Below are 25,118 nucleotides of genomic sequence, written 5' to 3' on the forward strand. Positions count from 1 at the left end.
CGATTCGATGAGTGGACGGAATCGACTGAGGACCGGTCCTGTCCGGAGACTTAAGATTCTTTCTAAAGTCCTCGTTTCTGCCGGTGTGGATTGGTAGAATTGAGAACTCATCACGTCGAAGCTGGCCTGTTGTCTTGTGCTCACTGGAAAGGTCTCCCATGATTCGTTTTGTGTCCGCGCTGTTATTGCTGGTCGTGATTGGCCTGCCCGCTGTGTCTGCTTCTGAGCAGCGTCCGAATGTTGTGCTGTTCCTGGTGGATGACATGGGCTGGATGGACAGCGAGCCTTATGGTTCGAAGTTCTACGAAACACCGAATATGACGCGACTGTCTCAGCAGTCAATGCGGTTTACGAATGCCTACGCGGTTCCCCTCTGTTCGCCGACGCGGGCATCGATTCTGACGGGACAGTATTCGTCCCGGCACGGCATCACCAGTGCCAGCGGCCATCAGCCGCCGCGTCCCGCCGATTTCGAATATCTACCCAAGACGGCGAAGCCGAATCAGAAGCTGCGGATGCCGATCAGCAAGAACTACCTGGATCTGGAACAATACACGCTGGCAGAAGCGCTGCGGGACGCCGGTTATCGGACGGGGCACTTCGGGAAATGGCATCTGGGGCTGACGGCACCGCACCGCCCGGACAAACAGGGATTTGAAACCGTCTGGCATTGTGCTCCCGATCCGGGGCCGCCCAGCTATTTTTCGCCGTATGGTGTGTTCCCGGATGGGAAGCCGACGGGGCGCCATCATGTGGGGAACATTACCGACGGGCCGGAGGGGGAACACATTACCGATCGACTGACCGATGAAGCGCTGAAGTTCATCGACGCCCACCAGGATGAGCCGTTCTATTTGAATCTCTGGCATTACTCGGTACATGGACCGTGGCAGCATAAAGAAGCCTATACGGCTGAGTTCGCGAAGAAGCAGGATCCACGCGGTGAGCAGAAGAATCCCGTGATGGCTTCGATGCTGCGGAACGTGGATGAGAGCCTGGGACGGATTCTGGACAAGCTGGACCAGCTCAAGCTGTCTGAGAATACCCTGTTTATTTTCTATTCGGATAATGGCGGGAATGCGCACAGCTGGAGCAGCGAAGATCCCAAGATTCAGAAGATCAATGAAAAGCATCCCAAGTATGCGACCATCCAGAGCTATCGCAAGTGGGCGGGTGGCGAACCGCCGACGAATAATGCCCCTCTGCGGGAAGGGAAAGGCCGGATCTATGAAGGGGGACAGCGGGTGCCCCTGATGGTCCGCTGGCCGGGACACATTCAACCGGGGAGTACCAGTGACACGATTGTCGGGCCGATCGATGTGTACCCGACGATTCTGGATGCCGTGAAAGTGAAACGGAATCCTGAGCAGGTCATCGATGGCGAGTCGATCCTGCCCGTACTGGAGCAGAAAGGCGAGATGCAGCGGACCGCCTGGTTCACCTGGTTTCCACATCTGATCCCAGCGGTGTCGGTTCGCCAGGGAGACTGGAAGCTGATCCGACGGTTTGAGCCCCACCCGAAATATCCCGAAGTCCGCGAACTATATAATCTGAAAGCGGACATCGGCGAGACACAGAATCTCGCGGCGACGCATCCCGACAAAGTCAAAGCACTCGATGCCTTGATTGATGAGTTCGTTAAAGAGACCGGCGCGCTGTATCCGCAGCCCAACCCGGCTTTTAATCCCCGCACCACAGGAGGGGCTCCTCAGCGTGGCCCCCTGCACGGGCTGGTTCCGAAGTTTTCCAAACTGACACTGGTTGAAGGGGGCGCCCGGATGGAAGCCGACGGCCGGTCTCCGTTCCTGGGAACAGCCCAGGTCAAACATCGCGGACCAGTGACACTCAAGTTGCGTGTGAAAAGTCCGCAAGGTGGGGCTGGAAAGGTCGTCTGGAAGACAGCTGTGCAGGAGGGCTTCCCGAAGACAGGTCAAACTGCAGAATTCACGTGCAAGGCCAGTCCGAACTGGCAGGAAGTAGAAGTCGCGCTGCCTGTGGAAGGCATGAGTGGCATTTTCCGCCTGTACCTGCCGGTCTCTGAGGGAGCGCTGGAGATTGGCTCGATTGAATTTCGTTCGTCCAAGACGAACCGCCCGGTGCGTGTTTGGGATTTCAGTAAGGGCAACGGTTGAACGGAATCCGGCCTGGTATTTCGGCCAGAACCAGCGATACAGAAGCCATTCTCAGTTGGTCACAATCAGAGGTCGCATGCGCTGGAAGAGGGCTTCGAATGCTGCCTGGTCTGGTGTGGCGAAGGGACAGAGTCGGGTGGTGTTGCGCAGGATTTCGAAGACATCTGCTACGAGTTCCTCATCGCCGCCACGCAGAGTGCAGCCGGCCAGTACCTGAAAGTAGCCGTCGCTGTTTTCGATTTCCTCAAAGTATTGCGCGGGCCGGTCGTCGGTAATGATGACCAGGATCGACTCATGAATCGGATGCTCTAACTTCACCGCCTGAAATGCTTCCAGTAAAGGCAGGAAGTCAGAGCGAATCCGTCTCATCGCTTTCGAAAATGCGCGATTGCGGGCAGCACTACTGAATCTCAGCTGCATGGCCAGTCCTTGAAATGGCTTCATACAAATTACGTCTCCTGTGATGACAACTGTTGAAGATCCTGTTCGAGCTGATCAACGACCCTCTTCGGCCAGACAGCGGGTGCACTTATGGAGCAGGCGGACTGCCAGGAACGTCATACCCGTTAATGCTAACAGCCAGGGCCAGAAGGATTCCAGTGCAACCTGCCCTTCGACGTGCCAGTGCTCCAGCAGTTCGAGGGTGACAAAGACGAGCATTGCTCCGACAAAGGTCAGATACTCGCGGCGGATCATCGTACGGACCGAGAACCGGAGTTCGGGCTTCTTCCATTTGCGGAGCTGGGGAATGAAGGCCGGTGTCTGCGCGGCCCAGGTGCGGAATTCATCGCCGAATTTTTCACGCAGGAAGGCTTCTTCGGTCATCATGATCCGTTCGTAATACAGCCAGAAAGCCATACAGAATACGGCAATCAGCCAGCCATCGTGGTAAAACATAGCCCAGCCAAGGGCGACCAGAAAGTTCCCCAGATAGAGGGGATGTCGGCAGACGGAATAAATGCCCGTGGTATTCAGACTGTCGGCCACCTGTTTCTTTGTGTTACGTCCCGAAGTTCCGCCGGGGACAAAACCGGCAACCAGCACGCGGACTGTCAGTCCCAGCAGTGTGACTGCGATGCAGAAGAGTTCCCAGAATTCCTGAACGTCGTGCCTGCCCCAGGGGCGTTCGAAGTTGGACGCCGCGAAGATCAGCGGGAGCAGCAGAACTGCGGGCAGGTAGCTCCGCCAGCGAAACAGCCATTGCCCACTCGTCTCAAAATGATTCTTCAGTTCCATGATCGTATTCCTGCTCCGTGATGTGTCTGGTTTTGTTTTTTGACGTGCTTGAGGCTGCCTGCCGGGATCTCCGAAGGTTTTAGTAGTTCACTGCGGCGATTTGTACTAAGACTCTAGTATTTAGTCAAGAGGTGATTTTTTAGATGGGTAATATGTTTTCAGAACTTTGTTTTCGCCGTCAGCTAACGGAGAGATCTTAGAAATTCGTCAAAGTCCCTTGCAACAAAGTGGAGCAGATTATTGTTGCGATCCAAGAGTACAACAGCAAAGTCCTGATTACGATCCAGACAGATTAAATAATCCTCTGGATCACGAGCAATGGGAACTAACTGCTCTGCCACTCCACTGAGCGACGGAAGATAAGCTAAGATGCCATACTCATAGTTTTCGTCATCCGTGAAGCGAAAAAACTCGCTCACACAGGTTGTCTGTCCCCCATAATCAAACTCGCAGGCTTGCGGTTCAGGCTCATTGTTAAACCGCATCAGTTCGTAATAACTTTCTGGCAGACGGCAACCAATCTTTTCTTCAACGAGCGCAATCGTTTGATCATTTACGTCACTGTTTTGGATCAATCCCAGCTTTGTGTATTCCATTTTTTAGTTCTTATAGTTATTTGCACCGCTGAAACGTCGAGTCTTCGATTCAGGGTCTTCAGCATGCCATTATTCGTCTTCCACTTGCAACATATCAATAAAATCGCCAAACGTCTCGGCCAAGAACGAGATAGCTCCGGTCTCATAACCCACATCAATGATCTGTTTTGATGCGCTGGTCAGGTCCATATAGGAATAGTTTCCGCCTGCATCAACAGAGATCGGCAGCAGAATTCTTTCAGGATTATCCGGAACCGCGACAACAGCCTGATTGATATCCGATGCAGTATAATGCAGGAATTCAATGACTTGCCCTTCCCACTCCTGGGACGTGGTTGATTCGATGAATTTAAAAGACAGGTTTAAGTCTTCTGGTGGTTCGTAACTTAGAAATATCAGGTAATCGTCGGGTAGCTTGAATTGCTGTTCTCCTGTCAGAACGGAGAGTTCACAGACTTCTCGGATCTGAGTAAAACCAAGGGTGGAAAGGTCCCGCATCGTTTCTCCTTTGAAAACTGTAACTGCATTTTTCCAGGATTGTCATCCATATTCTGAACTGTAGCCAGCCTACTTCTCAAGCGTCCCCAGAAATGCTTTCATCATGCGGGTATTCGTTCGGTAGAAGGCTGAATCTTCTCCCCCGTTTCGCAGGTAATGGAGATAATCCGCAGCAATGCCCGTCCCTGCAATACGCATGACCGGAATCTGTTCTGTCTCTTCCGATACAATCTGCTGATCCCCTTCCCAGAGGAGGCCCCCATCGAGTCTGCGTGAATAACGTATTGCATTCGGGACATCAATATGGCCGACAATCTTCCACTCACCCTCACTGATTAAAGTATCGTAGGTATAAAGCAGACTGCCAAAATGCAGGTCTACTTCTGCTGGTCCTGAAATATCGCGATCAAATACCCCGAGGAGTATTTCGCCCGACACTCTTTCGCTTTTAAAGAGCAGAACGGCGTACGACTCTGTTCCATCCTCATGAGAGATGGAGATCAGATCCCCGGCAGCTGAACTTACCTGCGTCATCATAATAACTCCTGATGTAATTCCCGTAGTTTATGACGTTCTATCAGTGTACCTCTGAAATTCAACAATAGATACGAATCACAACCAGAATGTGGTTTTCCTGTGAGTCCAGCAGTTCGTGCCAGCTGACGCGTTCCGGTTTCTGTCTGGAGGCGGTGTAGAGATCATGAAACTGCCTGTCGGGAGTGATCACCCCTGCCGCCAAATCGGGGTCCGGGAATTCTGAGGGATAATAAACGCAGTCCCGCCAGGAATGAACTTCTTCCTTCGTCTGTGGATTCCAGTAGTACCAGAAATCCCAATAGTGCCAGACCCCCTGCTGTTCCGTATGTTCCTGACGGCGCCAGGGTTCCAGTAGAGACTCAAGCATGTGGTTTATCTCCGGCGTGTCTTCCGGAATCACTAAATAAATCGTGGCGTGCATTTCAATTGACCTACCGGGTCCTCTTCCCCCATTCGACTTGGCTGCTTTAGTGTGGATTTCTGATCGACTGTAAGACCTCTTCACTGGAGAGATCCTGGTGCCACCAGTGCCGACACTGCGCACCACAGAATTCCCGGCGATGCTGATCCGCAATTTTGAATAAAGCGATCATCAAACGAAAGAGCTTCAGATACTCGTTTGACGGAAGCTGAAGTGCTTTCGCACTGGCTTCCCGCAGTTTACCACGCTGCAACATGACACAAGGTGTAAAAGTCGATTTCAGGCCAGCATGTTCAATGGCTGGCAAGACGTCTGCTGTTGTGGGTCCCGCCTGCTGGCAGATAAAATTTAACTGATAGAGAACGGACTTTTGCTCTGCCGCCTCCAGAGCGGCGAACCACGCCTGGCCCTCGGCGTCTGGAATGACTCCCTGGCGTATCTGGTTGAGCTTATCTCAATCTCGCGCGTGCTCATAACTGCTCTGTGTTGTACTTCACGATAATTCGAGTTGCATTCATATTCGTCAGACTTGCATCATCAATCCTGTCCCTGGAACGACACATCTGTCGAGTCAATCCTCAACCTCCCTGGTATGTTGTCAGAGGATTCGTCCGTAAGGACGATCCTCCGGCAGCACTCCAGCCAGAAGTAAGCCAAAATATTGTTCCATCATTCTGCAGTGCGCTAAGAGAAAATCAGTCTGATCACTATAAGGTGCTTCTCCTTCCACCTCATACGGATATCCATAGAGAAGAGAAGCCGTCTGTTTGGTAATCAGCGGTTCCGGCTGATGTGCCTTCAGCAATGCAACCATTGTCTGTTCAATCTCAGTATATATTTCTTTCTGGATCACTGCGGACGTTTTCAAGATGCGTACATTGTCGCAAATGAGTTGACACAGCTTTTCCTCAATTCGTTCTCGATCTACCAAAATGATTACCTCCACTCACCAACTATCGACACCTCTACCACCGTTATTCTTACTCAGTTCCAACATACCATCGTGGGTCGATGGGTGACACCTAATCGCAGAAAACCATGATTCCTGCTCCCTGATTCAAAGCATCGCGGAACATCCGCTCCAGAGCAAAGACAGGCAAGCTGCGATTAAAGTTCGGAATCTCGAATCCTGGTACAAGAGTCGGAAGTGATTCCTGTATCAGTTTCAAAGTACGTTCCACCTGAAAAGTATCGAGGTGCGAATCTTCGAAGAAGGGCAGACTGATCCCCTGCTCTTCTAAAATCGTCCACAGCGCAGCAAGTGACTTCCACTCCTGGAGAGACAGAGCCCCCAGTGCCGTTTCCTCCGGAAATTCCGACGGTTCGTCTCCATCAGCAATCAGGTAAAAATCCAGCATCATCAACGCCCCTGCCTGTGATCGTTTTTCCCCGAACTCATCCATTACACTAATCGCGTTGATCATCCAGTAAATCAATTATAGTTTCGATGATGTTCCGTTGCCCGGTATCCCAGCAGTCCGCAGCGGTATTCCCCCACTGATCTTTCCAGGCCGGGTCAATCAACTGAAATGCATAGTCTTGTGCTCTTTTACCAAATGAATCAACAGCCGATTTATTTGCCCCGTGTTGGAGTAAGAAGCGTACCATATGCAGGATCGCTTCGGGATGGGTGTGATCGCCATAGTCATCAGGCATGACAGCAAACATGAGCGGCGTGAGCCCTTTCGGATTCACAGTATTGACATCCACACCCGCGTTCAGGATCGCGCGGGTATTTTCGATATTGTAACGATGGTTGACAGCCTGTATCAGGTCATTGAGGGTATACTCTGGCATTGGGCCATTCATTTTCCAAATATCGATTCTCGTAACACGGAAGAGACGAATGCAGATCAGTACGCGGGGGAGATCCTGCTCAGTTTTCCCGTTTGGGGATCTACACTGAAGTGCCAGTCGTACCAGCCGTCTATCTGACCGTCCGTTGAGCCAGCCACGACGGCGATCGGCACTTCACAATGGCCCGTCAGGTAGGAAAAAGCAAATCCCTCTGGCGGGGGAACACGGAACAACAGCTGTCCTGTATAATCATACGCCGATAAAGTATCGGGACAGGCTTGCTCTCCCGTCAGAATCAGTACGAGATCCTGGGAATCATAAAGCATGACCTGCTGTATTGCAGGAACAATCAACTTTGCCCAATGTGAGCCGGATTTCCATTTGACTGTTCCGGGAGAGCCCGGTGTGAATTGCAATTCTTCAATGAGACTCATACCCGAACGACCTTCTTTCAGTTCTAACCTTCCAGCCAGTAGTCAACCTGCGGATTGAGTTTGATTGCGAGTAAACGCTCCTGTTCGAAAGCATAATCCAGGTACCCGTCTTCATCCAGAAAATAAACGCCCGAAGTGTAGCAGGCACAAATAGTCTTCAGGAAATCAGCGACAGTCTTATGCATCAGAGTGGGAGTGGGCCAGTCGTGAGACACATCATAGATCGCACCGTCTTTCCAGCAGTAAAAATCACTCGAATAGTTGGTAAGGAAGGGGAAATAACCATCAATCCCCAGTATTTTGCGACAGGTCTCGCAGCAATCCCTCAGTTCCGCCCAATGAATCAGACGGTAGCCGGGCAGAAAGTCCATCAGACTCTGATCTTCGATTCCAGCAGGTGTGCCTGCGACCTCTGAATAAAGTCTCATAAAAAAATCAGGTAACGTTCTGTGTTCCTGCAGAAATTCCTTTTCACTCGTGACATTGGCAGATCCCAGGCTGGCAGAATACCCGGGACGCATTTGATCTGAGAGTGTTAAATACTCAGACAGCATGTTGTCGGCTCCTAGATTGCATACCCTGATGACTGAACCACAATGAACTCATTCTTCTGACAACCACTCCTGGTATCCGGATTGATTCAGAATCTCACGCAGCCTGTGTGCTGTGGTATCTGATACCAGATCGACGGACATAGCCCGATCGACCAGGGGAAGAAAATCAACGGCCGGCCGGTTCTGCCATTCCGCTGCGACTTGAGTTATCGTTCGTATTGACATCTCGCCTTCCTGATACAACAGGGCGAACAATGAGACCAGATCGCCTTCGTCAATCCCGTTGGGGAAACTGCGTTTCAGTAAACGATACGTTGAAGCTAATTCTGAGGGCAACATTTTGAATTCACCTGTTTCAGGCTTCGATCAATCCCTGCTGAATACCGGGATCTAACGACTCCAGCATTCGCTTCTCACTATATGACAGTTGATAAAAACAGAGATGTTGATCAACATTTGAGGCTGTCATCAGAAGTTGCTCGCCTCTCGTAAAAACCAGTTCCTCTGTTGGCACAAACTCGTTGTCTGGACATAATTCAGTCAGACTGACTTGCTGCAGCTGGGTCTGCATCCTCTGGTTCCAGGCAAATAATAAGACCTGCTCCTGATAGTTTTCAATGTCCCGTACCGCGGCAGGAATACAATACGGTCGATATTGAATCGTTCCAGCAGGCACAAGAGAGACTCCTTCGAGGAGACCATAATTCTCAATATCAACCAGTCTTGAGAGCCCTTTAAAACCAACGGCATCGCCGGGGATGATATATTCAGACAACAGTTTGTGCCAGAGGCCATCAGGAATCATTTCCCAAGTCTGGTTCAGCTTATGATAATTGTAGAAGAGATTATATCGCATCGGGTTGTTTTCATCATCGCAATACTGTCAGCAGATTCCAGATCACCATTTTGGCCCTTTCCAGGGTGGCCAGAGTTCGCGGGGTTGGGATTGAATCGCTTTGATCGGCCCCCAACGTTGATCTACCTGCTGAAACATTTCGATTATCGCCGACATATTCTCGGATCCAATCAAATGCGAAGTGGTGGTGGTTTGCAACTGCAGGTGGGGCGCGTTCCAATCCAGCAGCACGGTGAATTCTTCTTCAGGGAGTTGAGTGACTGCACGCACAATCCGGGTGAGAATCGCAGACAGTTCTGTTTCGATTTCCTTATTTATTTCTGGATGTCCGGCCAGTTCAATGTTCCAGACAGCAATCCACCTGCGCTCTGATTCTTCTCTGACCTGCGGCCAGTTTCGGTAAACCAGTTCAATATCGTCGTAGGACGCATTCATTAGCTAACCTGTTTCAACAGTATTGAGTCCATTTCTTCGATCCTGGTTCGGCGAGAACTCCATAGAACAGAACGCACTCGCCTGAAGGGGGCCTGAACCCGGTTGATATGAGTACCAGCATAACGTAATCCAAACGCAGTTGTCAGTTTCTTTTTCTAAAACTAAAACCGGGATTAACGCCCTGCGACAGATTTGTCAGGACTGCAGACAGCGTGCCTGAGATCCGGGTCACCAGACTGTGTGCAAATCGGTACGATTTAGTATTTTGATTTGCGTTCGTACTGACTGGCGTGGGCGTGGCCGTATTTGAGCAGGGAGACAAAGATCACGCCCCCCAAGGCATTTCCGGCAGTGGTCCAGAGCAGGAAGTGACCATAATCCGCCAGAGTCGTACCAGGATCAGCGAAGACTCCTGCCAGCACTTCGACACTGCCGACGATGCAGTGATGCAGATGTCCCAGGCCGATGACTGACGTGATCAGAAAGACGATCACGATCTGGCTGATCGTGTCACGACCAGCGTAGACCAGCCAGGACAATAAGCCCATCAGCCAGCCGGCGAGCATGCCACTTAAGAGGATCACCCAGCCGGGATGGTCGACGATTGAACGGCTTAACTCACCAAAGACTTTGACATCAATCACGCCCAGGGCTGGCCCGATGATGACGACCAGCACGGCAAACAGCATCGCCCCGATGAGGTTGGCGACATAGACAATTCCCCACAGCCGGAACACCATTTTGAAAGATGCCTGGCGGGAGAGCAGTGGGAGAATCGCGAGGCTGGTCTGCTCGGTAAACAGTTCCGAACGTCCTACGACGACCAGAATGAAACCGAAGGAATACATCATGCCGACCAGAATTTTGAGCACTGGCTCAGAGAGACTCCCCTGCCCCAGGGTTTGCACGACGGCCACCAGAAACAGACTGAAGCCGATATCCAGTCCTGCGGAGAGCCCCGACAGAAACAGACGGAGTGAGGAGCGCGTCAGTGCATCCATGGCTTCGACGAGTTCGGCCTGCAGGATCTGCCCGGGGGCTTTCTTCGCCTCTTCGAGGCCATCAGATTGTAAATCGGTCGCAGCGTTCATTATCCTGAATCCAGAGTGAGAGCGCCTCCCTGTCTATCGTGGGCGGTGACGACTGTCTCCGACTGCATGGTGGCACCGCAGTCGGTACCTGTCAATGCTTGTTGTAAGCGTGGAGCGTCAGTCATGGATTCACCTGCACGACGGCTTTTCCCATCTTGTTTCCCTGAAACAGATCGAGAAATGCGGCGGGGGTGTTTTCGAGCCCCGTAGTCACGGTCTCTTCCCAGTGAACGTTGCCGGCTTTAACCCATTCTCCCATCTGCTGCTGAAATTCGGCCTGCATGTCAATGTGATCGAACACGAGAAATCCCTGCATGCGGAGTCGCTTGGTAATGATTTTAAACAGGTTCGCCGGGCCGGGCTGTGGTGTTTTGTCGTTATAGGTTGAGATCATTCCACAGCAGACAATCCGGCCATGGTCATTCATATTATCCAGGGCTGCCTGCAGGTGATCGCCGCCCACATTGTCGAAATAGAGATCGATGCCTTCCGGCGCGTGTTGCTGCAACGCCGCGGAAACATCGTCAACTTCCCGGTAATTGAATGCGGCATCGATACCGGCTTTGTCTTTGAGCCAGTCGATCTTGGCCTGTGAACCGGCACTTCCCACGACATAACAGCCCTTGATTTTCGCGATCTGACAGACAATCGAACCGACGGCCCCCGAGGCAGCGGAGACAAACACGCGGTCTCCCGGCTGAAGTCCGCCGATCTTCAGTGTCCCCACATAAGCGGTCATACCTGTCATTCCCATGATGCTCAGATAAGCCGACAATGGTGCTGCTTCTGGATCGACTTTCGTCACGCCTGTGCCATCCGAAATCCAGGTATCCCGCCAGCCCTGGTTGCCTAACACATAATCGCCTGCGGAAAACTCCCCATGCTTTGAAGCGATGACTTTCCCGACACAGGCCCCTTCCAGCGGTTCCCCGATCTGAAACGGTGCGACATAGCTGTCCCCTTCCCGCATGCGTCCCCGCATGTAGGGATCGACGGAGAGCCATTCGTTTTGGACGAGGAATTCATTCTCTCCGGGATCGCTGAGTTCGGTTTCGACCAGTTCGAAATTGTCGAGCGTGGGTTCTCCTGCGGGATAGGCAGTTAACTGGAATCGACGTGAGAGCATTGTTATCAGACCTTTTTCATATAAGCGACTGTCATTGTCAGATAAGCGGCTATCGAAACTGGACCACCCACCGTTCAAGACACGGCCGGAGATCCTAATTCCATTGGTGTGTGATATTTATTATCCGCATTTCATATACCAAAGCCGGGGAGAATGATGTTTCCTGACCGACAAATCAATGATACCTGATCTGTGGCGTTGTGGGACCTGCTGAAAGGCCCCGATCCGTCAATCAGAATGACTTCGATTTCATTCCTGAGGCTCTCCCCCTGAAGACAGTGTGACCGACGTTGGATGCAGAGCGACCAGGTTGCGCGATTGGCTGTCGCCTTCACTGTCCGATTGATCGCTGAACGACCTGCTGAACGAGGCGATCAAGCGACTGCCTGGGGGTTTGCATGGGGAGCCCGATTAATTTCACACATGAAATACCGAGCTTCTGATCTGGTCGGCACTTGTGGTTGAAGCAAAGTCTCAATGCCCGTCACGATCTGGCACAATTCGTGCTAAGAGGGATGGTCTCACCAATCTGATTGGCTACCACTTTTACCCTCACTATGACTCAGGACTACCCCATGTTGAAACTGCAGGAAGCAATACTGCCGGAAGAAGGCATCACACACCGCATCCAAGACACAATTCATCAACTGGGCTATCCACAGTTGCGACAGATTCGCTGTGAATCAATGGGTTCGACGCTGATCCTGCAGGGGGAACTCTCTTCCTGGTATGAGCTGCAGTTGATTCTGAAAATCGCCGTCAACGAGCCGGAGGTGGAGCGGGTGGAGAATCAGATTCAGGTCCGCTCTGGGTATCAGTTCTCCCTGGTAACAGACTGATGAGTCAAACTGGCAAGTCAGATTCTGACGCCTCGACTTTCTCCAGTAAGATGCGATGTTCCAGGTGTTTCTTTCTCCTGGAAGGTCGAAATTCGGAATCGACTTTCGGGTAGTGCCGGCATGCGTGAGAAATCGATTTCCAGGTTCTGTTGCAGCACTTCATATTGAACTTCGTATGTCAGAAACTCAGCGGTCCGTTGCATGAGATTGACAGCCACATCCTCGCCGGGACAGCGATGACCGGAGCGTACATCTCCCCCGCCCTGTGGAATGAAATCAAAGGGAGAGATGTTATGCTGCAGGAAACGCTCCGGTTCAAAGTGTTCCGGTTTGTTCCAGATCCGCGGGTCATGGTTCGTGCCATACAGATCGAGCAGGACACGTCGGCCCCGGGGAAATGCATGGCCCTGCCACTCAAAGTATTTCCGCACGCGAGCCGCAGTCAGCGGAAAGAAGGGATAATAGCGTCGCACTTCCTGAACGAAAGGCAGCGCGTACCTGTCGAAGTCTGAGCGCAGTAACTTCCGACTGTGTGGATGCTGTTGTAAGGCATGCGCGATGAACGTGAGGTAGACCGAAACCGCAACCACCGGACGCAGCACATTCAACAGTTCGACTGCAGCGACCTCGGGTGACAGGAGTTGCTGATCCAGATCGCGGTGCCAGGCAATGATCGAGGCGGGGCTTTTCTCGTTTACCGTCAGTTGTCGGTCCCGGATCTGCTGAATCACGCCTGTGATCCACTGATTTGCCTGCTGGCGAGCCCGCCGCGATTTGAAGTGACCAAGGCCCGGATTTGCGGCCTGGTCGAACAGGAGCGTCAGTTGTCTGGTACGGAGCCCGATTTCTGATTCAGACAACGGGACTTCTGCCCAGCGACAGACGGCGATGGTGAGCAGACGCTGAAATTCTTCATACAGAATCACTTCCGGCATACATTCCCAGCGCGCAACAGCCCCATTGAGTTCTGCGGCGAAGAGTTGCGTCAGGTCATTGATTTGATCGGATTTGAGGATGGAGACAAACATCTGCTTGCGGTGACGATGTGCTTCCTCATCGAGGCCCTGGACACCCTTTTGTCCGAACAGGGTTTTCATGGCAAACTTCGGTGCTGCCCCGGACCGGGAGAAACGGTCTGTATCGTAGAAAATCCGTGCCGCGTCTTCTCCCCGGAAACAGATTGTTTTCTGTAACAGGAGCCGCGTCTCAAATAGATCGACTTTGTGTTGCTCGCATGTGCGAGAGATGAAGCGATATGGATCACGGATGAATGAGAGCGTACTGTCAAACTGTTTTAAGCGGATCATGATTTTATCTCCATTGATTGTGAGACATCTTTTTTAATCATGGTTTTCTATTGTGCACATCGCATACCGAAGGCCGCCCCGCCTGCGTTTTCCGACGTTGTGTGACAGACAAACATTCTGAATTCCCAATAACAGCTCAACATACCAGCCAGTCAGTGGTATTGATTCAGATTGACGGACCCACGCCGTCAGAATGTCGTGGGTCCGACTCTCACGCAATGATCATTCTATTGGTAGGGTTTGAGGGGAGGTGCGAGATCATCCAGCCGACGTTTTCGTCTGGCGGATCTGCAAGCAGTCCGGTCTCCCCGGATTCAATTCAACGAGGAGTTATGTGAGAGAACAGGTCGTGACTGTCTTTCTTCAGCAGGGTTCCCAATTGAGTTAAACGGTACCGGGTAGAGCGTATGCGCCACGGACCGGGAACAGATCCCAACAGCGACGATGAATTTTCATGGAGTTGGCACATCTTCTGCAGCCTGCTACGCGGAAGATTCGAAACGCTGTTTGAGGAATCATCTGGTTGTCAGACAGCCAGGCAACAAGCTGCTGAGTAATCACAGACCGTTGGCTTGATGCATCTGGATCAGCGTTTCTGAAGGAGAGTTTAATACTCTCGGACATGCGGGCGCAACTATCTATGTATCTCAGCCTCATGATGCGCTTTTTCTATGGTTGATCATCAATTCTATGCCTTCTGTTTTAGAAGTGCTTTTAGAAAAGAACCTTAAACACATCGGGCCTTCTGCTCCGTTGTCTGCGGTCAGCAGAGCCTAGTTCGAAATTGATCTTGAACACCTCAAGATCAAACACCTCTATTAACCAGGAGTTAATCTATGAAACCCGTCACTCTTTTCACGGTCGCTGTCGCGTTCTGCGCAAGCACTCTCTTCTTCCATTCCGGCGCTGAAGCGAACGACAACCCCCAGGACAATCCCAAACTGGATAAACAGACGCAGAAGGAACTGAGACAGAACAACAAAGCGAAAATGAAACATGACAAGAAAGGGATGTTTACGCGTGCCAGTCAACTGATGGGCGTGAATATTACCAATCAGAAGAACAATGAGGTCGGCGAAATCGAAGACCTGGTGCTGAGTACTCCCTCTGGCGATATCCGTTATGCAGCCGTGACCTACGGCGGATTCCTGGGAATTGGCGACAAGATGTTTGCCGTCCCGATTGAAGCGTTCAAGATCAAACATAAAGGCAAAGACAATGAACTTAACGTGCACCTGAATGTAACCGAAAAACAGCTGGAAGGCGAAACCGGTTTCAATCAGGACAACTGGCCGAACTTCGCGGATAAAGAATTCGTGAGTGCACTGGACCAGCGCTATAAAGTGAATGGGAAAGTCCGTAAAGAGAAGAAATCTGATAAGGATCAGGCGGATATGCAGATGTCTGACCACGTGATTCGTCTGAGTCAGTTGATGGATCACGAGATTCAGAATACGCAAAACCAGTCCGTCGGTGAGGTCAGTGAAATCGTGCTGGACACCACACACCACAAGGCCCGCTATTTTGTCGTCAGCTTCAACGATCAGCTGGGCGAGAAGGACAAGCTGTATGCCGTTCCCTTCCAGGCCTTCATGATCAAGACGGATACCCCTGAAAAGAATGAACATAAACTGTTTTTGAACGTGACCAAAGAACAGTTGCAGGGTGCCCACGGATTTACTGAGGACAACTGGCCTGATTTTACCGATGCCCGGTTCCAAAAAAACCTGGCGAATCAGTTCCTGCTGGACAGTGATGTCAAAAAACGTCCGAAGAAAGAACTCGGAACCTGATCCTGTATTGCTGAGGGATCAGAGAATCTGATTTTCTGCTGACGCTGCAGCCTGCTTTATGTGGGCTGCAGCGTTTTTTTTTGACCATGCAGAACCGCTGCAGATCAGTCCCCCGCAACTCCAGGGAGAGCTGCGCTGCCGATTGTTCAGCTGCGCGGTCTGCTGGCATTCTGGTATGATCGTGCTTTGTGAGATTCAACCTGTAACCTCCCTGACTTCAGAGATGACCTGGATTCCTGCAAGCGGAGCACCTGCAGCGTTCTGGGATATCATGCTCAAGGGCGCCGGGGCGTCAAGTGCGATGCAGGGATGAAATCTTCCGAATGTGCAGTGAAAGGGGTGTGAGTATGCGACGAAATGAGTTGAGTGTGCTGCGAAATGATTTGAAATCTTACGAGACAGAGGGAACCGATGTCGTTTGTTCCAGTGAAAATCGGGAAAATTCGACGCGGATTCAGGTGAACCTGGCGCGCCTGTGGCCGCTGTTCCAGTGCATGCATCACCCGTCTCGCGCGCGAAGCACAATTTCACAAGATATGATTCCGCCAGGTGCGGATCAAGTTCGGTTTGTGCAGTGAATTCAGGTGAAGACCAGTGCTGATATTCATGAAGTCGGATCTGGTCAGGAGCGGAGCCGGAATGAGGAACAAAAAATGCTGCAGCGGAGCGCAACAAAAAACGCTGAACCGGCGAAAGCGATTCAGCGTTTTAAAAGTTCAGAATTAAAGCGGAGAGGGAGGGATTCGAACCCTCGGTACCTTGCGGCACGCCGGTTTTCAAGACCGGTGCATTCGGCCACTCTGCCACCTCTCCAGAAGCCCGAAATAGCTGTAAGGCATGGGCTTCGGTCGAAGTATATATTGTGTAAGTCTGCTTGTAAAGTCACATTTATCGCCCCGAGACGGATGCAGGCGGGATGAGGAACATTGATTCCTGCTGTAACGGTTTTTTCAATTCTGTTTTGTTGATCCTGAGGTGAAAACCCTGTTTTCAAGCTGTTCTGACTCTCTGTTTCGACTAAAACGGGCTATGATCTTCCGAGAAAACCAGTACGCTGGAGCGTGTTTTTCCCAAGACCATCTACAGAAAATAAGGATTGCTACCATGGCGGCACGCGGTAAAGTGCACCTGAATATGATCGTCACCAAAACGGGGGACGCGGGAGAAACGTATATCAACGATGGCTCGCGGGTGCCTAAGGCATCGAAGCGGATCCAGGCACTGGCGGTGGTGGAACAGATTGCTGTTAAACTGGGCTATTTTATTTTCGCCTGCGACCAGGATGTGCTGCATTTTCCATTGGCGGAAGATGTGACGTGTCAGCTGAACCTGACCGAACTGGCACACTCATTTCAACAGGAGATGTATGATCTGGGTTCGGATTTGAGCACCCCGTTCAAGGAAGGTGAGACCGCAGGCCGCTTTCCACTGGCAAAGGTAGATGAAATCACTGCGCTGATCGGCGAACTGACGCCGATTCTGGAGCCGCTGGATTCGTTTATCCTGCCACAGGGGAGTCTGCGGGTGTTGATCTCGCATGATATCCGCACCATGGTCCGTGAAGCGGAGCTCAAAGTCTGGGAGATTGAAGAGCCCGTGAACCCGGCTGTGTGTCAGTACCTGAATCGACTCTCCGATTTCTGGTTTGTGTTCAGCCGGATTCTGCAGTACGAAGAACAGCGGTCAGACGAGATTGAAATCAAGCTCTGGGAACCGAATCAGCAGCATCCACGCGGCGTGACGATTCGCAAAGCGTGATCAGTTTCCGTTCTCATCCAGCAGGACGGGCCGCAGCCAGCGGGAGAGTTCGTCGTGAGACATCTGCTTCCGTTCGGCCAATGATTCCAGCTGGTCCCTGTCGATCTTGCCGACATGGAAATAGCGTGATTCCGGATAAGAGAGATACCAGCCCGAAACCGCGGCAGCGGGGCTCATCGCGAAGTGATCTGTGAGGCTCACGCCGATTTCAGGTGTGGCATTGAGCATCTTGAAGAGCGTGTCCTTTTCGGTATGATCGGGACAGGCCGGATAGCCGGGAGCGGGACGGATTCCCGTGTACTGTTCCTTGATCAGAGCTTCATTGTCGAGCGTTTCTGAGGCAGCATAGCCCCAGAATTCCTTGCGGACCCGTTCGTGCAGATGCTCTGCAAACGCTTCTGCCAGACGGTCAGCGAGGGCCTTGACCATAATGCTGTTGTAGTCATCGTGGTCTTCCTGATACTTCCGGGCGATTTCTTCGGCCCCGATACCGGCGGTGACGACGAAGCCGCCGATATAGTCTATTTTCCCACTCTCTTTCGGAGCGACGAAGTCCGCAAGCGACATCAGCGGTGCTTCTTCCTGTCCCCGCTTGCGGATCTGCTGGCGGATGTGATGCAGGCGGGCAACCGTGTGCTCGCGGTCGGTGTTATCGTAGACTTCGATGTCATCGCCGTTGACGCGGTTGGCGGGCCAGAAGCCGATAACGGCGCGCGCGGTGAGCAGTTTTTCGTCGATGATCTTCTGCAGCATCGCCTGTGCGTTCTTAAACAGATCGCGGGCAGCTTCACCGATGATTTCGTCTTCCAGAATTCGCGGATACTTGCCCACCAGATCCCAGCTGATGAAGAAGGGAGTCCAGTCGATGTATTTCACCAGATCTTCCAGCGGGTAATTGTCGAGCACCTGAGTGCCTGTAAAGCCGGGGGCAGGTGGCGTGTAGTTATCCCAGTCGATCTGGAGGCCCTGTTTAACGGCTTCCGCATAAGGGACGGGCGCCCCCTGCGGTTTACGATTAGCGACCCGCTCGCGAACCACAGCATACTCCTCTTTAATCCCTTTGACATACTTGGCGTGATGTTCATCCGAGAGAAGCGAACTGGCGACACCGACTGCCCGTGAAGCGTCAGGCACGTAGACAACCTGATTGCGTTTGTACTGCGGTTCGATCTTGACCGCGGTATGAGCCTTGGACGTGGTGGCACCACCGATCAGCAGGGGGAGATCCATCTCCAGACGTTCCATTTCACAGGCCACGGTGACCATTTCGTCGAGAGACGGAGTAATCAGGCCGGACAGGCCGATGATGTCACACTCTTTTTCACGGGCGGTCTGCAGAATAGTTTCACAGGGGACCATCACGCCGAGATCGATGACTTCAAAGTTATTACATTGCAGTACGACGCCGACGATATTCTTGCCGATATCGTGGACGTCCCCCTTCACGGTTGCCATCAGGATGCGACCGTTGGTCTTACTGGATTCCGTTTTTTCCTCTTCGATGTAAGGCTGCAGATAGGCGACGGCCTGCTTCATCACACGGGCCGATTTCACCACCTGCGGGAGAAACATCTTCCCTGCCCCGAAGAGATCGCCGACGACATTCATGCCATCCATCAGCGGACCTTCGATGACATCCAGCGGACGGGGCAACTGCTGACGGGCTTCTTCGGAATCTTCGATGATGTAGGTCGAGATCCCCTTCACCAGTGCATGCGCGATGCGCTCGGTCACGGGCAGTTCGCGCCAGGTGAGGTCCTCAGTGGAGGTTCCACCAGTTTTGCCATCACCTCGGTATTTTTCAGCGATTTCCAGCAGTGCCTCGGTGGCGTTGGAATTCCGGTTCAGGATCACATCCTCAACCTTCTCCTTGAGCTCTGCGGGCAGGTCGTCGTAAACGGCCAGCTGGCTGGCATTCACGATCCCCATATTCATGCCGACCTGAATGGCGTGATAGAGAAAGACCGAGTGAATGGCTTCACGAACCGGGTTATTTCCCCGGAAAGAGAATGAAACATTGGAAACGCCCCCGGAGATACTCACGTGAGGCAGGTTCTTATGAATCCAGTCGGTGGCTTCGATGAAGTCGACGGCGTAGTTGTTATGCTCATCGATCCCGGTAGCAACGGCAAAGATATTCGGGTCGAAAATGATGTCCTGCGGTGCGAAATCGAGCTTGTCTAACAACAGGCGATACGAGCGTTCGCAGATTTCAATCTTACGCTGTTTTGTATCGGCCTGCCCGTCTTCGTCGAAAGCCATGATGACCACGGCAGCCCCATAGCGCTGACAGAGGCGCGCCTTGTCCAGAAACTCTGCTTCCCCTTCTTTGAGGCTGATCGAGTTGACAATCGGTTTGCCCTGAATGCATTTCAGACCGGCTTCGATGACTTCCCACTTGGAAGAGTCGACCATGACGGGGACCCGGGCGATTTCCGGTTCAGTCGCGACCAGATTCAGAAACGAGGTCATCGCAGCCACGGCATCAAGCATGCCTTCGTCCATGTTGACATCCATGATGTCAGCGCCGTTCTGGACCTGCTGCAGGGCGACTTCCAGAGCAGTATCGTAATCGGACTCCTTGATCAGTCGCTTGAACCGGGCCGAACCGGTGACGTTACAGCGTTCGCCCACATTCGTGAACAGACTCTGTTTCGTGATGTTCAACGGCTCCAGTCCGGAAAGCCGGAGTGCGGGTTCGATATCGGGAATCTTGCGAGGCGGTTTACCTTCCATCGCCTGCGCAATGGCTTTGATGTGAGCCGGCGTCGTACCACAACAGCCACCGAGAATGTTCAGGAAGCCGCTTGTAGCGAATTCGTCGACAATGGCAGCCATCTCGGAGGCGCTCTGATCGTACTCACCAAATTCATTCGGCAAACCGGCATTGGGGTGCGCTGAAACGTAAGTATCCGCGACGCGCGACAGCTCTTTCACGTACTGCCTGAGCTCCTGTGCTCCCAGCGCACAGTTCAGACCGATCGAGAACGGGCGGGCATGTGCCAGCGAGTTCCAGAAGGCTTCGGTCGTCTGCCCCGATAATGTCCGTCCTGAGGCATCCGTGATTGTCCCGGAAATCATGATGGGGAGTTCAATGTTTTCCCGCTCGAAGTAAGTGTGAACGGCAAAGACGGCGGCTTTCGCATTCAGTGTATCGAAGATGGTCTCGATCAGGAGCAGATCGGTGCCCCCTTTGACCAGCCCATCGATTGATTCAAGGTAGTTCTCGACCAGCTCATCGTAGGTGACATTGCGGGCGCCCGGATCGTTCACATCGGGAGAAATCGAACAGGTGCGGCTGGTGGGGCCCAGAATCCCAGCGACCCAGCGTGGTTTCTCCGGATTGGCGGCTGTGAATTCGTCAGCCACTTCGCGGGCCAGTTTCGCTGATTCAAAGTTCAGCTCGTAGACCAGTTCCTCCATCTCGTAGTCGCTCTGCGAGAGACGGGTCGCGTTAAATGTATTGGCCTCAATGATGTCCGCGCCGGCCTCAAGGTATTCACGGTGGATTTCACGGATGATGTCCGGCTGAGTCAACGACAGCAGATCGTTGTTACCTGCGATATCCATGTGGTAATCAGCGAACCGTTTGCCCCGATAATCGGCTTCCTTGAGCTTATGGTTCTGAATCATCGTCCCCATCGCCCCGTCCAGAATCAGAATTCGTTGCTGGACGGCGGCATAAAGGGCTTCGATACGAGCGGCACGGTCGGACATACTTCTAAAAACCTGTACTTTTCACTGATGTTGGGAATGCGGCGTGAGAGATCGCGGTTTCCGGCAGCATCCATTGCCGAAATACGCTGTAAATTACGACACCCCGCACCTCACTGACACAAAATCAGGGGTTCAGGGTGCGCAATGACAGCCGGCATTCTAACAGATCAGTACAAAAGAAATACAGCAGGCCCGCGGCTTATTTCGCGGTCCCTTTTAAATCTTTTGTCGGCTCGGCACCAATCGTGCCTTTCAGCTCTTCCAGGTAAGCAGGGGAACTGACGTGGGCCAGTTGCTCCTCGACCCATTTACGCCGTTCAGGGATCTGCAAACGCACGAGTTCCCGGTCGTAACCAGGCTGAACGCTGAACTGATCCAGGTAATCCAAGTGCCGTTTGAGCAAGTCAGATTCCCGCTCCTGGCGTGCGGCCAGTCGCTCCTGGTACCAGTCGCTCTGCAGCAGGTTTTCCCGGGTAAACAGATCACGGACTTCCTTATCATGGATGGTATGACCCTGCCAGTTGCCATGTGCCATGATTGACAGAATCGCCTGCAACGGAGGACAGGCCTCTTCATAGCCACCATCTTCGAAGTACTGCAGCGCCACACGCTGCTGTGCTTCGGCGATATGCTGGATACCATCGACGAAGGATTCCAGGTCCTGCTTTTCCGGTTTGAGAATCGTTTCATCAAATACGGAGGCAGGGTTGTCAAACACACGACCAAAGAAGCGGAGCAGGAACTTGTAAGTGATGCGATATCCAAGCCGGCTGGCTGGAATCTGCACACCTTCATGTTCAAAGTCTTTGATCGGTTCCAGCAGTCCTTCCCGAATGAGGAATTCAGGTGAACGTTCTTCTGGTGACATGCGGCACCAGATTTCCGGAATCAGCAGACTGATGTCATGGTCGACCCGCACATTGGGACCGATGTGACCTGCTGCTGTAGAGAAGCCTGAATAGCCCGTCAGAATATAACCCACCAGGGCGCTGTTGAGGTCTGCGGAAGGACGCAGAGCGTTGAACGGCCCCTTGGTCAATGCCCCTTCACTACCGGCCCCGGTTGTGGAGGGACTCTTCCCGGTCAGAGAGCAGACAAAGTCCATGAACAGCTCAGGGAGTTCCTGATAATGAATGGGCGAATAAACGGCCAGACTGCGAATTCCCTTCTCTTTTTCCGGAGGATTGTTCCGGCGACCGACCATGACCGCATTTACCGGGTTATGTACCGGCTGATCTGCCGGGATCGCGCGGAAGAGGCGTGTTGCCATTTTGGCCACGTAGGTATTGAACGGTTTGACCAGGTCGGGACGCGTCTGCAGATACCGTGGGTTTTTGGTCGGCTTACCATCGATCTGTCGCGGGTTGGCCGAACAGACGACGTAACTGCTGTTGGATTCTTCCGCGGAACGCAACATGTCCTGCATGGGTGGACTGAACGCGTCAAAATCGACGACGTACTTGCTCATCTCACGAACCTGGTCGATACTCAGCGGTTCGAAGTTGGAGATGAAATTCCCCGGCTTGCTGAGATCCAGTTCGGTCTGTTTGTCGAGACCACGCACAATCGCGTCGTCGGGCCGCTGGAACAGTCGGTATTCACTGTTGATCACAAACTTGCAGCTCTCGCTGTTCTCCCCTTCCGCCAGGTAAGGTAGATCGCGGGACGGTACAATGACCGAAGCACTGATATCGTCTTCCGTCTGAATCTTCAGTGAAGCGATAAAGTCCTGGCGTACTTTGAATGTCCGCCAGCCTGTCAGCGAAAACAGACCGACTCGCAGATAAGTTCCGACCAGTTTCCGCTCGCGGTATTTCAGTTCATGACCGTGAGTACCATTAACAATGTCCACGCCGAAGTGGTTGTCCCAGTCTTCGCCCCAACTGGACCAGTAAATTCGTTTGATAATGAAGACCAGGGCCAGAATATGATCGGGAATGGAATTCAGCCACTCGTTGAACTCGGGAGTATAAGCCGGCGAAGGAGTGAGCAGTTTGATTACACTTCCCAGCGAGCGATGCAGATCAAGCACACCTCGGCTTGGTTTCAGATCAGGGTGTCCTTCCGGCAGTGGCTCAAGCCAGCGATCGGAATAATCTTTCTCGATGATTTCGCGAACGGCTTCCATGTCTTTCTCATAATTGGAGACGAACACGGGGCCATAGAGCATGTAGTCCTGAATCGATTTACTGATTTCACTTTTACCGCCACCGGACACCGTACACGGTTTGTGACAGAAGATCCCTTCCCCGGTGGTTCCCACAATTCTCCAGGAGGGAGCCGCAGGGTGCTTCTCCATCCGCAGATGGTAGCCGGAAGGCGCCATATAGACCTGGCCGGGTAACAGCGGAATGGAATGCTCTCTCCCCCCGCGGGTCCAGCGAATGCACTGTTCCGGCAGACTGGCATAGGCATCTTCCGGGATATAAACCAGTTCCGGATAGACACTGTCAATGCCGTATCCCTCAGGTTGTCCTTCAATATGATCGCCGTAATCCTGGATCACATCGTCAAAGGTGCGTCCATTGTAGCGTACGCTGTTAACCTGGAAGCCTTCACCCAGGTTGTAGCTGGGATACGCCATGGTTCCACCCGCGTGTTCTTCCTCAGCGTTACCGAACAGATTGGCCGAGTAGCTGATCTGTGTTTTAACCTCTTTCTTGCAGTAACCAAAATAGTTGTCTGCAATCAGAGTTACGATCACGCCCTCTTCGGTACGGCAGGTCAGTTTAAACGCCATGCCGTCATTGTAGAATTCGTCTTCTTTTTTCCAGCACATACTGTCGCGCTGCTGACGCTCAGTGGCTTCGTCCCAGTGAGGCAGACCGAGTTCCTTCTTGGTGAGTGTAATCAAATGCGGCGCGAGAATCACAGCGCCGGTATGTCCGGTCCAGTGCATCACGTCCAGTCCGGAGTCGTTGATGGGGACGAACGGATCGCCGGCATTTCCGAAGATTGATTCCACGAAATCCAGATTGCTGACCAGTGTCCCGGGTGCAAAGAACCGGACTTCCATCCGTTTTTCCGGGGTGACACCTTTGACCTCAGGGCAGACAATCGGACGCAGCAGCAGCGATGCCCAGCCCGAAGCCGGCTCTGCCTGCTCGGAAGTAAACGGGAACAGTTTCAGATCGTCCGGGGGATTCATGGCATGCTGGAACATTTTGACGAATGTTTCCCGCGGAACGGAGCGTTTATCACCGGGCACCGGTAAGCCCCCTTCGGTCACATGAAACGTCCCGACCGTTGTGCGGCGGTCATGCTTGGGATTATGCAGCACTCCGTTCTTGACCCGGTAAGACTGCACCAGATCGCTATGGTATTCATCACCCTCAATGGGAAGCGACAATTCCCGCGCGAGACCGAAACGATCCAGAATCAGCGTCCGGGCCGGCAGCTTCAGCTCTGCCCCTTCGGGTACATTGCTGAAATGTGATTGCAGAAAGTTCTCAATGCGCTGATCGACCGGACAGCGTTGATTGACCAGCAGGCGATTTTTCTGTCGATGATTTTCCAGCAGTCCCTGCGCAATATCCGCAAAATTGCGATCTGCGTCTGTCAGGGCAGCAGGATAACCGTTGGCGATGAGTTGCAGATTCAGATAGCGGAGAATTTCATCGCGGTCCTCATTGCAGGTGGCGTTGCCCTCGTGATCGAGGCCCAATGCCTGCCGAAACTGTTCGCTGGAATCCTGCGTACCGACTTTGAGAGACCTGGGTGGTTTATCCCAGGATACATCGCTATTTAACATATTGAATTTGCTTCTGGTAAAATGAAGAAATGTCGAAAAATCGCTGATCTTCTTTTGAGCGCACTGAGGGCGGGTGATAATTGATTTGGGCGCGAGATCATGAACCTCAGTCAGGAAACCAGTATATTCTAAATTACTGAAAGGTCAACGGTTCAGATTCACAGTGCTTATGATCTTGAGTGATCACCAGGATTCGCTAAGTGACTTAAAATAGAATACTTAGATATCCTGTTAGATCCA

The 25,118-nt window shown here is 52.4% G+C and carries 25 protein-coding genes and 1 tRNA gene; 4 read left to right on the forward strand and 22 right to left on the reverse strand.

Features of this window, described 5'->3' with window-relative positions; translation table 11 throughout:
• Positions 1-158 precede the first annotated feature (158 nt).
• Positions 159-2,132 (forward strand): sulfatase, encoded by a 1,974-nt coding sequence (locus HG66A1_RS15165; protein ID WP_145185493.1) that lies wholly within the window; start codon positions 159-161, stop codon positions 2,130-2,132.
• A 51-nt stretch (positions 2,133-2,183) separates the two neighbouring features.
• Here HG66A1_RS15165 and HG66A1_RS15170 read toward each other — a convergent pair whose 3' ends face one another.
• The 18 genes from HG66A1_RS15170 to HG66A1_RS15250 form a co-directional block, all read right to left on the reverse strand.
• A complete protein-coding gene (locus HG66A1_RS15170) occupies positions 2,184-2,576 on the reverse strand; it encodes a hypothetical protein (protein WP_145185496.1) in 393 nt (130 codons plus the stop codon).
• 51 nt (positions 2,577-2,627) lie between these two features.
• Entirely contained in the window at positions 2,628-3,368 is a 741-nt protein-coding gene (locus tag HG66A1_RS15175; RefSeq protein ID WP_145185498.1) for a methyltransferase family protein, read from the reverse strand.
• Between the two features lie 182 nt (positions 3,369-3,550).
• Positions 3,551-3,964, reverse strand: a complete 414-nt coding sequence (locus HG66A1_RS15180) for an SMI1/KNR4 family protein (protein WP_145185501.1) — start codon at positions 3,962-3,964, stop codon at positions 3,551-3,553.
• Positions 3,965-4,033: 69 nt separating this feature from the next.
• Entirely contained in the window at positions 4,034-4,462 is a 429-nt protein-coding gene (locus HG66A1_RS15185; protein WP_145185504.1) for an SMI1/KNR4 family protein, read from the reverse strand.
• Between the two features lie 69 nt (positions 4,463-4,531).
• Positions 4,532-4,999, reverse strand: a complete 468-nt coding sequence (locus tag HG66A1_RS15190) for a hypothetical protein (protein WP_145185507.1) — start codon at positions 4,997-4,999, stop codon at positions 4,532-4,534.
• Between the two features lie 58 nt (positions 5,000-5,057).
• On the reverse strand, positions 5,058-5,366 hold the full coding sequence (locus tag HG66A1_RS15195) for a hypothetical protein (protein WP_232106845.1): 309 nt from the start codon (positions 5,364-5,366) through the stop codon (positions 5,058-5,060).
• 100 nt (positions 5,367-5,466) lie between these two features.
• Positions 5,467-5,859, reverse strand: a complete 393-nt coding sequence (locus HG66A1_RS15200; RefSeq protein WP_261344740.1) for a DUF5958 family protein — start codon at positions 5,857-5,859, stop codon at positions 5,467-5,469.
• A gap of 159 nt (positions 5,860-6,018) precedes the next feature.
• Positions 6,019-6,351 (reverse strand): hypothetical protein, encoded by a 333-nt coding sequence (locus HG66A1_RS15205; RefSeq protein ID WP_145185516.1) that lies wholly within the window; start codon positions 6,349-6,351, stop codon positions 6,019-6,021.
• 91 nt (positions 6,352-6,442) lie between these two features.
• Complete coding sequence (locus tag HG66A1_RS15210) at positions 6,443-6,844, reverse strand: hypothetical protein (RefSeq protein WP_145185520.1); 402 nt, start codon at positions 6,842-6,844, stop codon at positions 6,443-6,445.
• Positions 6,828-7,217, reverse strand: coding sequence for an ankyrin repeat domain-containing protein (locus HG66A1_RS15215; protein WP_197997155.1), 390 nt, complete (start codon positions 7,215-7,217; stop codon positions 6,828-6,830). The genes HG66A1_RS15210 and HG66A1_RS15215 overlap by 17 nt, the downstream gene beginning before the upstream one ends.
• A 56-nt stretch (positions 7,218-7,273) precedes the next feature.
• On the reverse strand, positions 7,274-7,651 hold the full coding sequence (locus HG66A1_RS15220) for a hypothetical protein (protein ID WP_145185527.1): 378 nt from the start codon (positions 7,649-7,651) through the stop codon (positions 7,274-7,276).
• 23 nt (positions 7,652-7,674) lie between these two features.
• Positions 7,675-8,079, reverse strand: a complete 405-nt coding sequence (locus tag HG66A1_RS15225; protein ID WP_197997156.1) for a hypothetical protein — start codon at positions 8,077-8,079, stop codon at positions 7,675-7,677.
• 174 nt (positions 8,080-8,253) lie between these two features.
• The gene (locus HG66A1_RS15230) at positions 8,254-8,544 is read right to left on the reverse strand and encodes a hypothetical protein (RefSeq protein ID WP_145185533.1); all 291 of its coding nucleotides are present in this window, start codon (positions 8,542-8,544) and stop codon (positions 8,254-8,256) included.
• Between the two features lie 16 nt (positions 8,545-8,560).
• Entirely contained in the window at positions 8,561-9,061 is a 501-nt protein-coding gene (locus HG66A1_RS15235; protein WP_145185536.1) for a hypothetical protein, read from the reverse strand.
• A gap of 42 nt (positions 9,062-9,103) precedes the next feature.
• Entirely contained in the window at positions 9,104-9,496 is a 393-nt protein-coding gene (locus HG66A1_RS15240; protein ID WP_145185539.1) for a hypothetical protein, read from the reverse strand.
• A gap of 257 nt (positions 9,497-9,753) precedes the next feature.
• A complete protein-coding gene (locus HG66A1_RS15245) occupies positions 9,754-10,587 on the reverse strand; it encodes a formate/nitrite transporter family protein (RefSeq protein ID WP_145185542.1) in 834 nt (277 codons plus the stop codon).
• Positions 10,587-10,712, reverse strand: a complete 126-nt coding sequence (locus HG66A1_RS32640) for a hypothetical protein (protein WP_261344733.1) — start codon at positions 10,710-10,712, stop codon at positions 10,587-10,589. Before HG66A1_RS32640 ends, HG66A1_RS15245 begins: the two co-directional genes overlap by 1 nt.
• Entirely contained in the window at positions 10,709-11,713 is a 1,005-nt protein-coding gene (locus HG66A1_RS15250; protein ID WP_145185545.1) for an NADP-dependent oxidoreductase, read from the reverse strand. Before HG66A1_RS15250 ends, HG66A1_RS32640 begins: the two co-directional genes overlap by 4 nt.
• A 575-nt stretch (positions 11,714-12,288) precedes the next feature.
• Between HG66A1_RS15250 and HG66A1_RS15255 the strand changes: the two genes are divergently transcribed.
• Positions 12,289-12,552, forward strand: coding sequence for a hypothetical protein (locus tag HG66A1_RS15255; protein ID WP_145185548.1), 264 nt, complete (start codon positions 12,289-12,291; stop codon positions 12,550-12,552).
• 17 nt (positions 12,553-12,569) lie between these two features.
• Here HG66A1_RS15255 and HG66A1_RS15260 read toward each other — a convergent pair whose 3' ends face one another.
• The gene (locus HG66A1_RS15260) at positions 12,570-13,859 is read right to left on the reverse strand and encodes a cytochrome P450 (RefSeq protein WP_145185550.1); all 1,290 of its coding nucleotides are present in this window, start codon (positions 13,857-13,859) and stop codon (positions 12,570-12,572) included.
• Between the two features lie 836 nt (positions 13,860-14,695).
• Here HG66A1_RS15260 and HG66A1_RS15265 point away from each other — a divergent pair.
• Positions 14,696-15,652 carry a PRC-barrel domain-containing protein gene (locus HG66A1_RS15265; RefSeq protein WP_145185553.1) on the forward strand — a complete coding sequence of 319 codons (957 nt, stop codon included), beginning with the start codon at positions 14,696-14,698 and terminating at the stop codon, positions 15,650-15,652.
• A gap of 728 nt (positions 15,653-16,380) precedes the next feature.
• Here HG66A1_RS15265 and HG66A1_RS15270 read toward each other — a convergent pair.
• Positions 16,381-16,465, reverse strand: a tRNA-Ser gene (locus HG66A1_RS15270).
• A 291-nt stretch (positions 16,466-16,756) separates the two neighbouring features.
• Between HG66A1_RS15270 and HG66A1_RS15275 the strand changes: the two genes are divergently transcribed.
• A complete protein-coding gene (locus tag HG66A1_RS15275) occupies positions 16,757-17,410 on the forward strand; it encodes an ATP:cob(I)alamin adenosyltransferase (protein WP_197997157.1) in 654 nt (217 codons plus the stop codon).
• Here the strand turns inward: HG66A1_RS15275 and metH are convergent, their stop codons facing one another.
• Positions 17,411-21,127 (reverse strand): methionine synthase, encoded by a 3,717-nt coding sequence (metH, locus tag HG66A1_RS15280; RefSeq protein WP_145185558.1) that lies wholly within the window; start codon positions 21,125-21,127, stop codon positions 17,411-17,413.
• A gap of 199 nt (positions 21,128-21,326) precedes the next feature.
• Positions 21,327-24,878 carry a hypothetical protein gene (locus HG66A1_RS15285; RefSeq protein ID WP_145185561.1) on the reverse strand — a complete coding sequence of 1,184 codons (3,552 nt, stop codon included), beginning with the start codon at positions 24,876-24,878 and terminating at the stop codon, positions 21,327-21,329.
• Between the last annotated feature and the right edge of the window lie 240 nt (positions 24,879-25,118).

Source organism: Gimesia chilikensis, assembly GCF_007744075.1.
GTDB lineage: Bacteria > Planctomycetota > Planctomycetia > Planctomycetales > Planctomycetaceae > Gimesia > Gimesia chilikensis_A.

Coding starts and splice junctions, on each gene's coding strand:
- HG66A1_RS15180 (WP_145185501.1), bottom strand. CDS start 3,964: ATGGAATACACAAAGCTGGGATTGATCCAAAACAGTGACGTAAATGAT.
- HG66A1_RS15215 (WP_197997155.1), bottom strand. CDS start 7,217: ATGCCAGAGTATACCCTCAATGACCTGATACAGGCTGTCAACCATCGT.
- HG66A1_RS32640 (WP_261344733.1), bottom strand. CDS start 10,712: ATGACTGACGCTCCACGCTTACAACAAGCATTGACAGGTACCGACTGC.
- HG66A1_RS15255 (WP_145185548.1), top strand. CDS start 12,289: ATGTTGAAACTGCAGGAAGCAATACTGCCGGAAGAAGGCATCACACAC.
- HG66A1_RS15245 (WP_145185542.1), bottom strand. CDS start 10,587: ATGAACGCTGCGACCGATTTACAATCTGATGGCCTCGAAGAGGCGAAG.
- HG66A1_RS15165 (WP_145185493.1), top strand. CDS start 159: ATGATTCGTTTTGTGTCCGCGCTGTTATTGCTGGTCGTGATTGGCCTG.
- HG66A1_RS15210 (WP_145185520.1), bottom strand. CDS start 6,844: ATGATCAACGCGATTAGTGTAATGGATGAGTTCGGGGAAAAACGATCA.
- HG66A1_RS15250 (WP_145185545.1), bottom strand. CDS start 11,713: ATGCTCTCACGTCGATTCCAGTTAACTGCCTATCCCGCAGGAGAACCC.
- metH (WP_145185558.1), bottom strand. CDS start 21,127: ATGTCCGACCGTGCCGCTCGTATCGAAGCCCTTTATGCCGCCGTCCAG.
- HG66A1_RS15240 (WP_145185539.1), bottom strand. CDS start 9,496: ATGAATGCGTCCTACGACGATATTGAACTGGTTTACCGAAACTGGCCG.
- HG66A1_RS15285 (WP_145185561.1), bottom strand. CDS start 24,878: ATGTTAAATAGCGATGTATCCTGGGATAAACCACCCAGGTCTCTCAAA.
- HG66A1_RS15195 (WP_232106845.1), bottom strand. CDS start 5,366: ATGCTTGAGTCTCTACTGGAACCCTGGCGCCGTCAGGAACATACGGAA.
- HG66A1_RS15185 (WP_145185504.1), bottom strand. CDS start 4,462: ATGCGGGACCTTTCCACCCTTGGTTTTACTCAGATCCGAGAAGTCTGT.
- HG66A1_RS15190 (WP_145185507.1), bottom strand. CDS start 4,999: ATGATGACGCAGGTAAGTTCAGCTGCCGGGGATCTGATCTCCATCTCT.
- HG66A1_RS15220 (WP_145185527.1), bottom strand. CDS start 7,651: ATGAGTCTCATTGAAGAATTGCAATTCACACCGGGCTCTCCCGGAACA.
- HG66A1_RS15170 (WP_145185496.1), bottom strand. CDS start 2,576: ATGAAGCCATTTCAAGGACTGGCCATGCAGCTGAGATTCAGTAGTGCT.
- HG66A1_RS15230 (WP_145185533.1), bottom strand. CDS start 8,544: ATGTTGCCCTCAGAATTAGCTTCAACGTATCGTTTACTGAAACGCAGT.
- HG66A1_RS15175 (WP_145185498.1), bottom strand. CDS start 3,368: ATGGAACTGAAGAATCATTTTGAGACGAGTGGGCAATGGCTGTTTCGC.
- HG66A1_RS15265 (WP_145185553.1), top strand. CDS start 14,696: ATGAAACCCGTCACTCTTTTCACGGTCGCTGTCGCGTTCTGCGCAAGC.
- HG66A1_RS15235 (WP_145185536.1), bottom strand. CDS start 9,061: ATGCGATATAATCTCTTCTACAATTATCATAAGCTGAACCAGACTTGG.
- HG66A1_RS15275 (WP_197997157.1), top strand. CDS start 16,757: ATGGCGGCACGCGGTAAAGTGCACCTGAATATGATCGTCACCAAAACG.
- HG66A1_RS15225 (WP_197997156.1), bottom strand. CDS start 8,079: ATGAGACTTTATTCAGAGGTCGCAGGCACACCTGCTGGAATCGAAGAT.
- HG66A1_RS15260 (WP_145185550.1), bottom strand. CDS start 13,859: ATGATCCGCTTAAAACAGTTTGACAGTACGCTCTCATTCATCCGTGAT.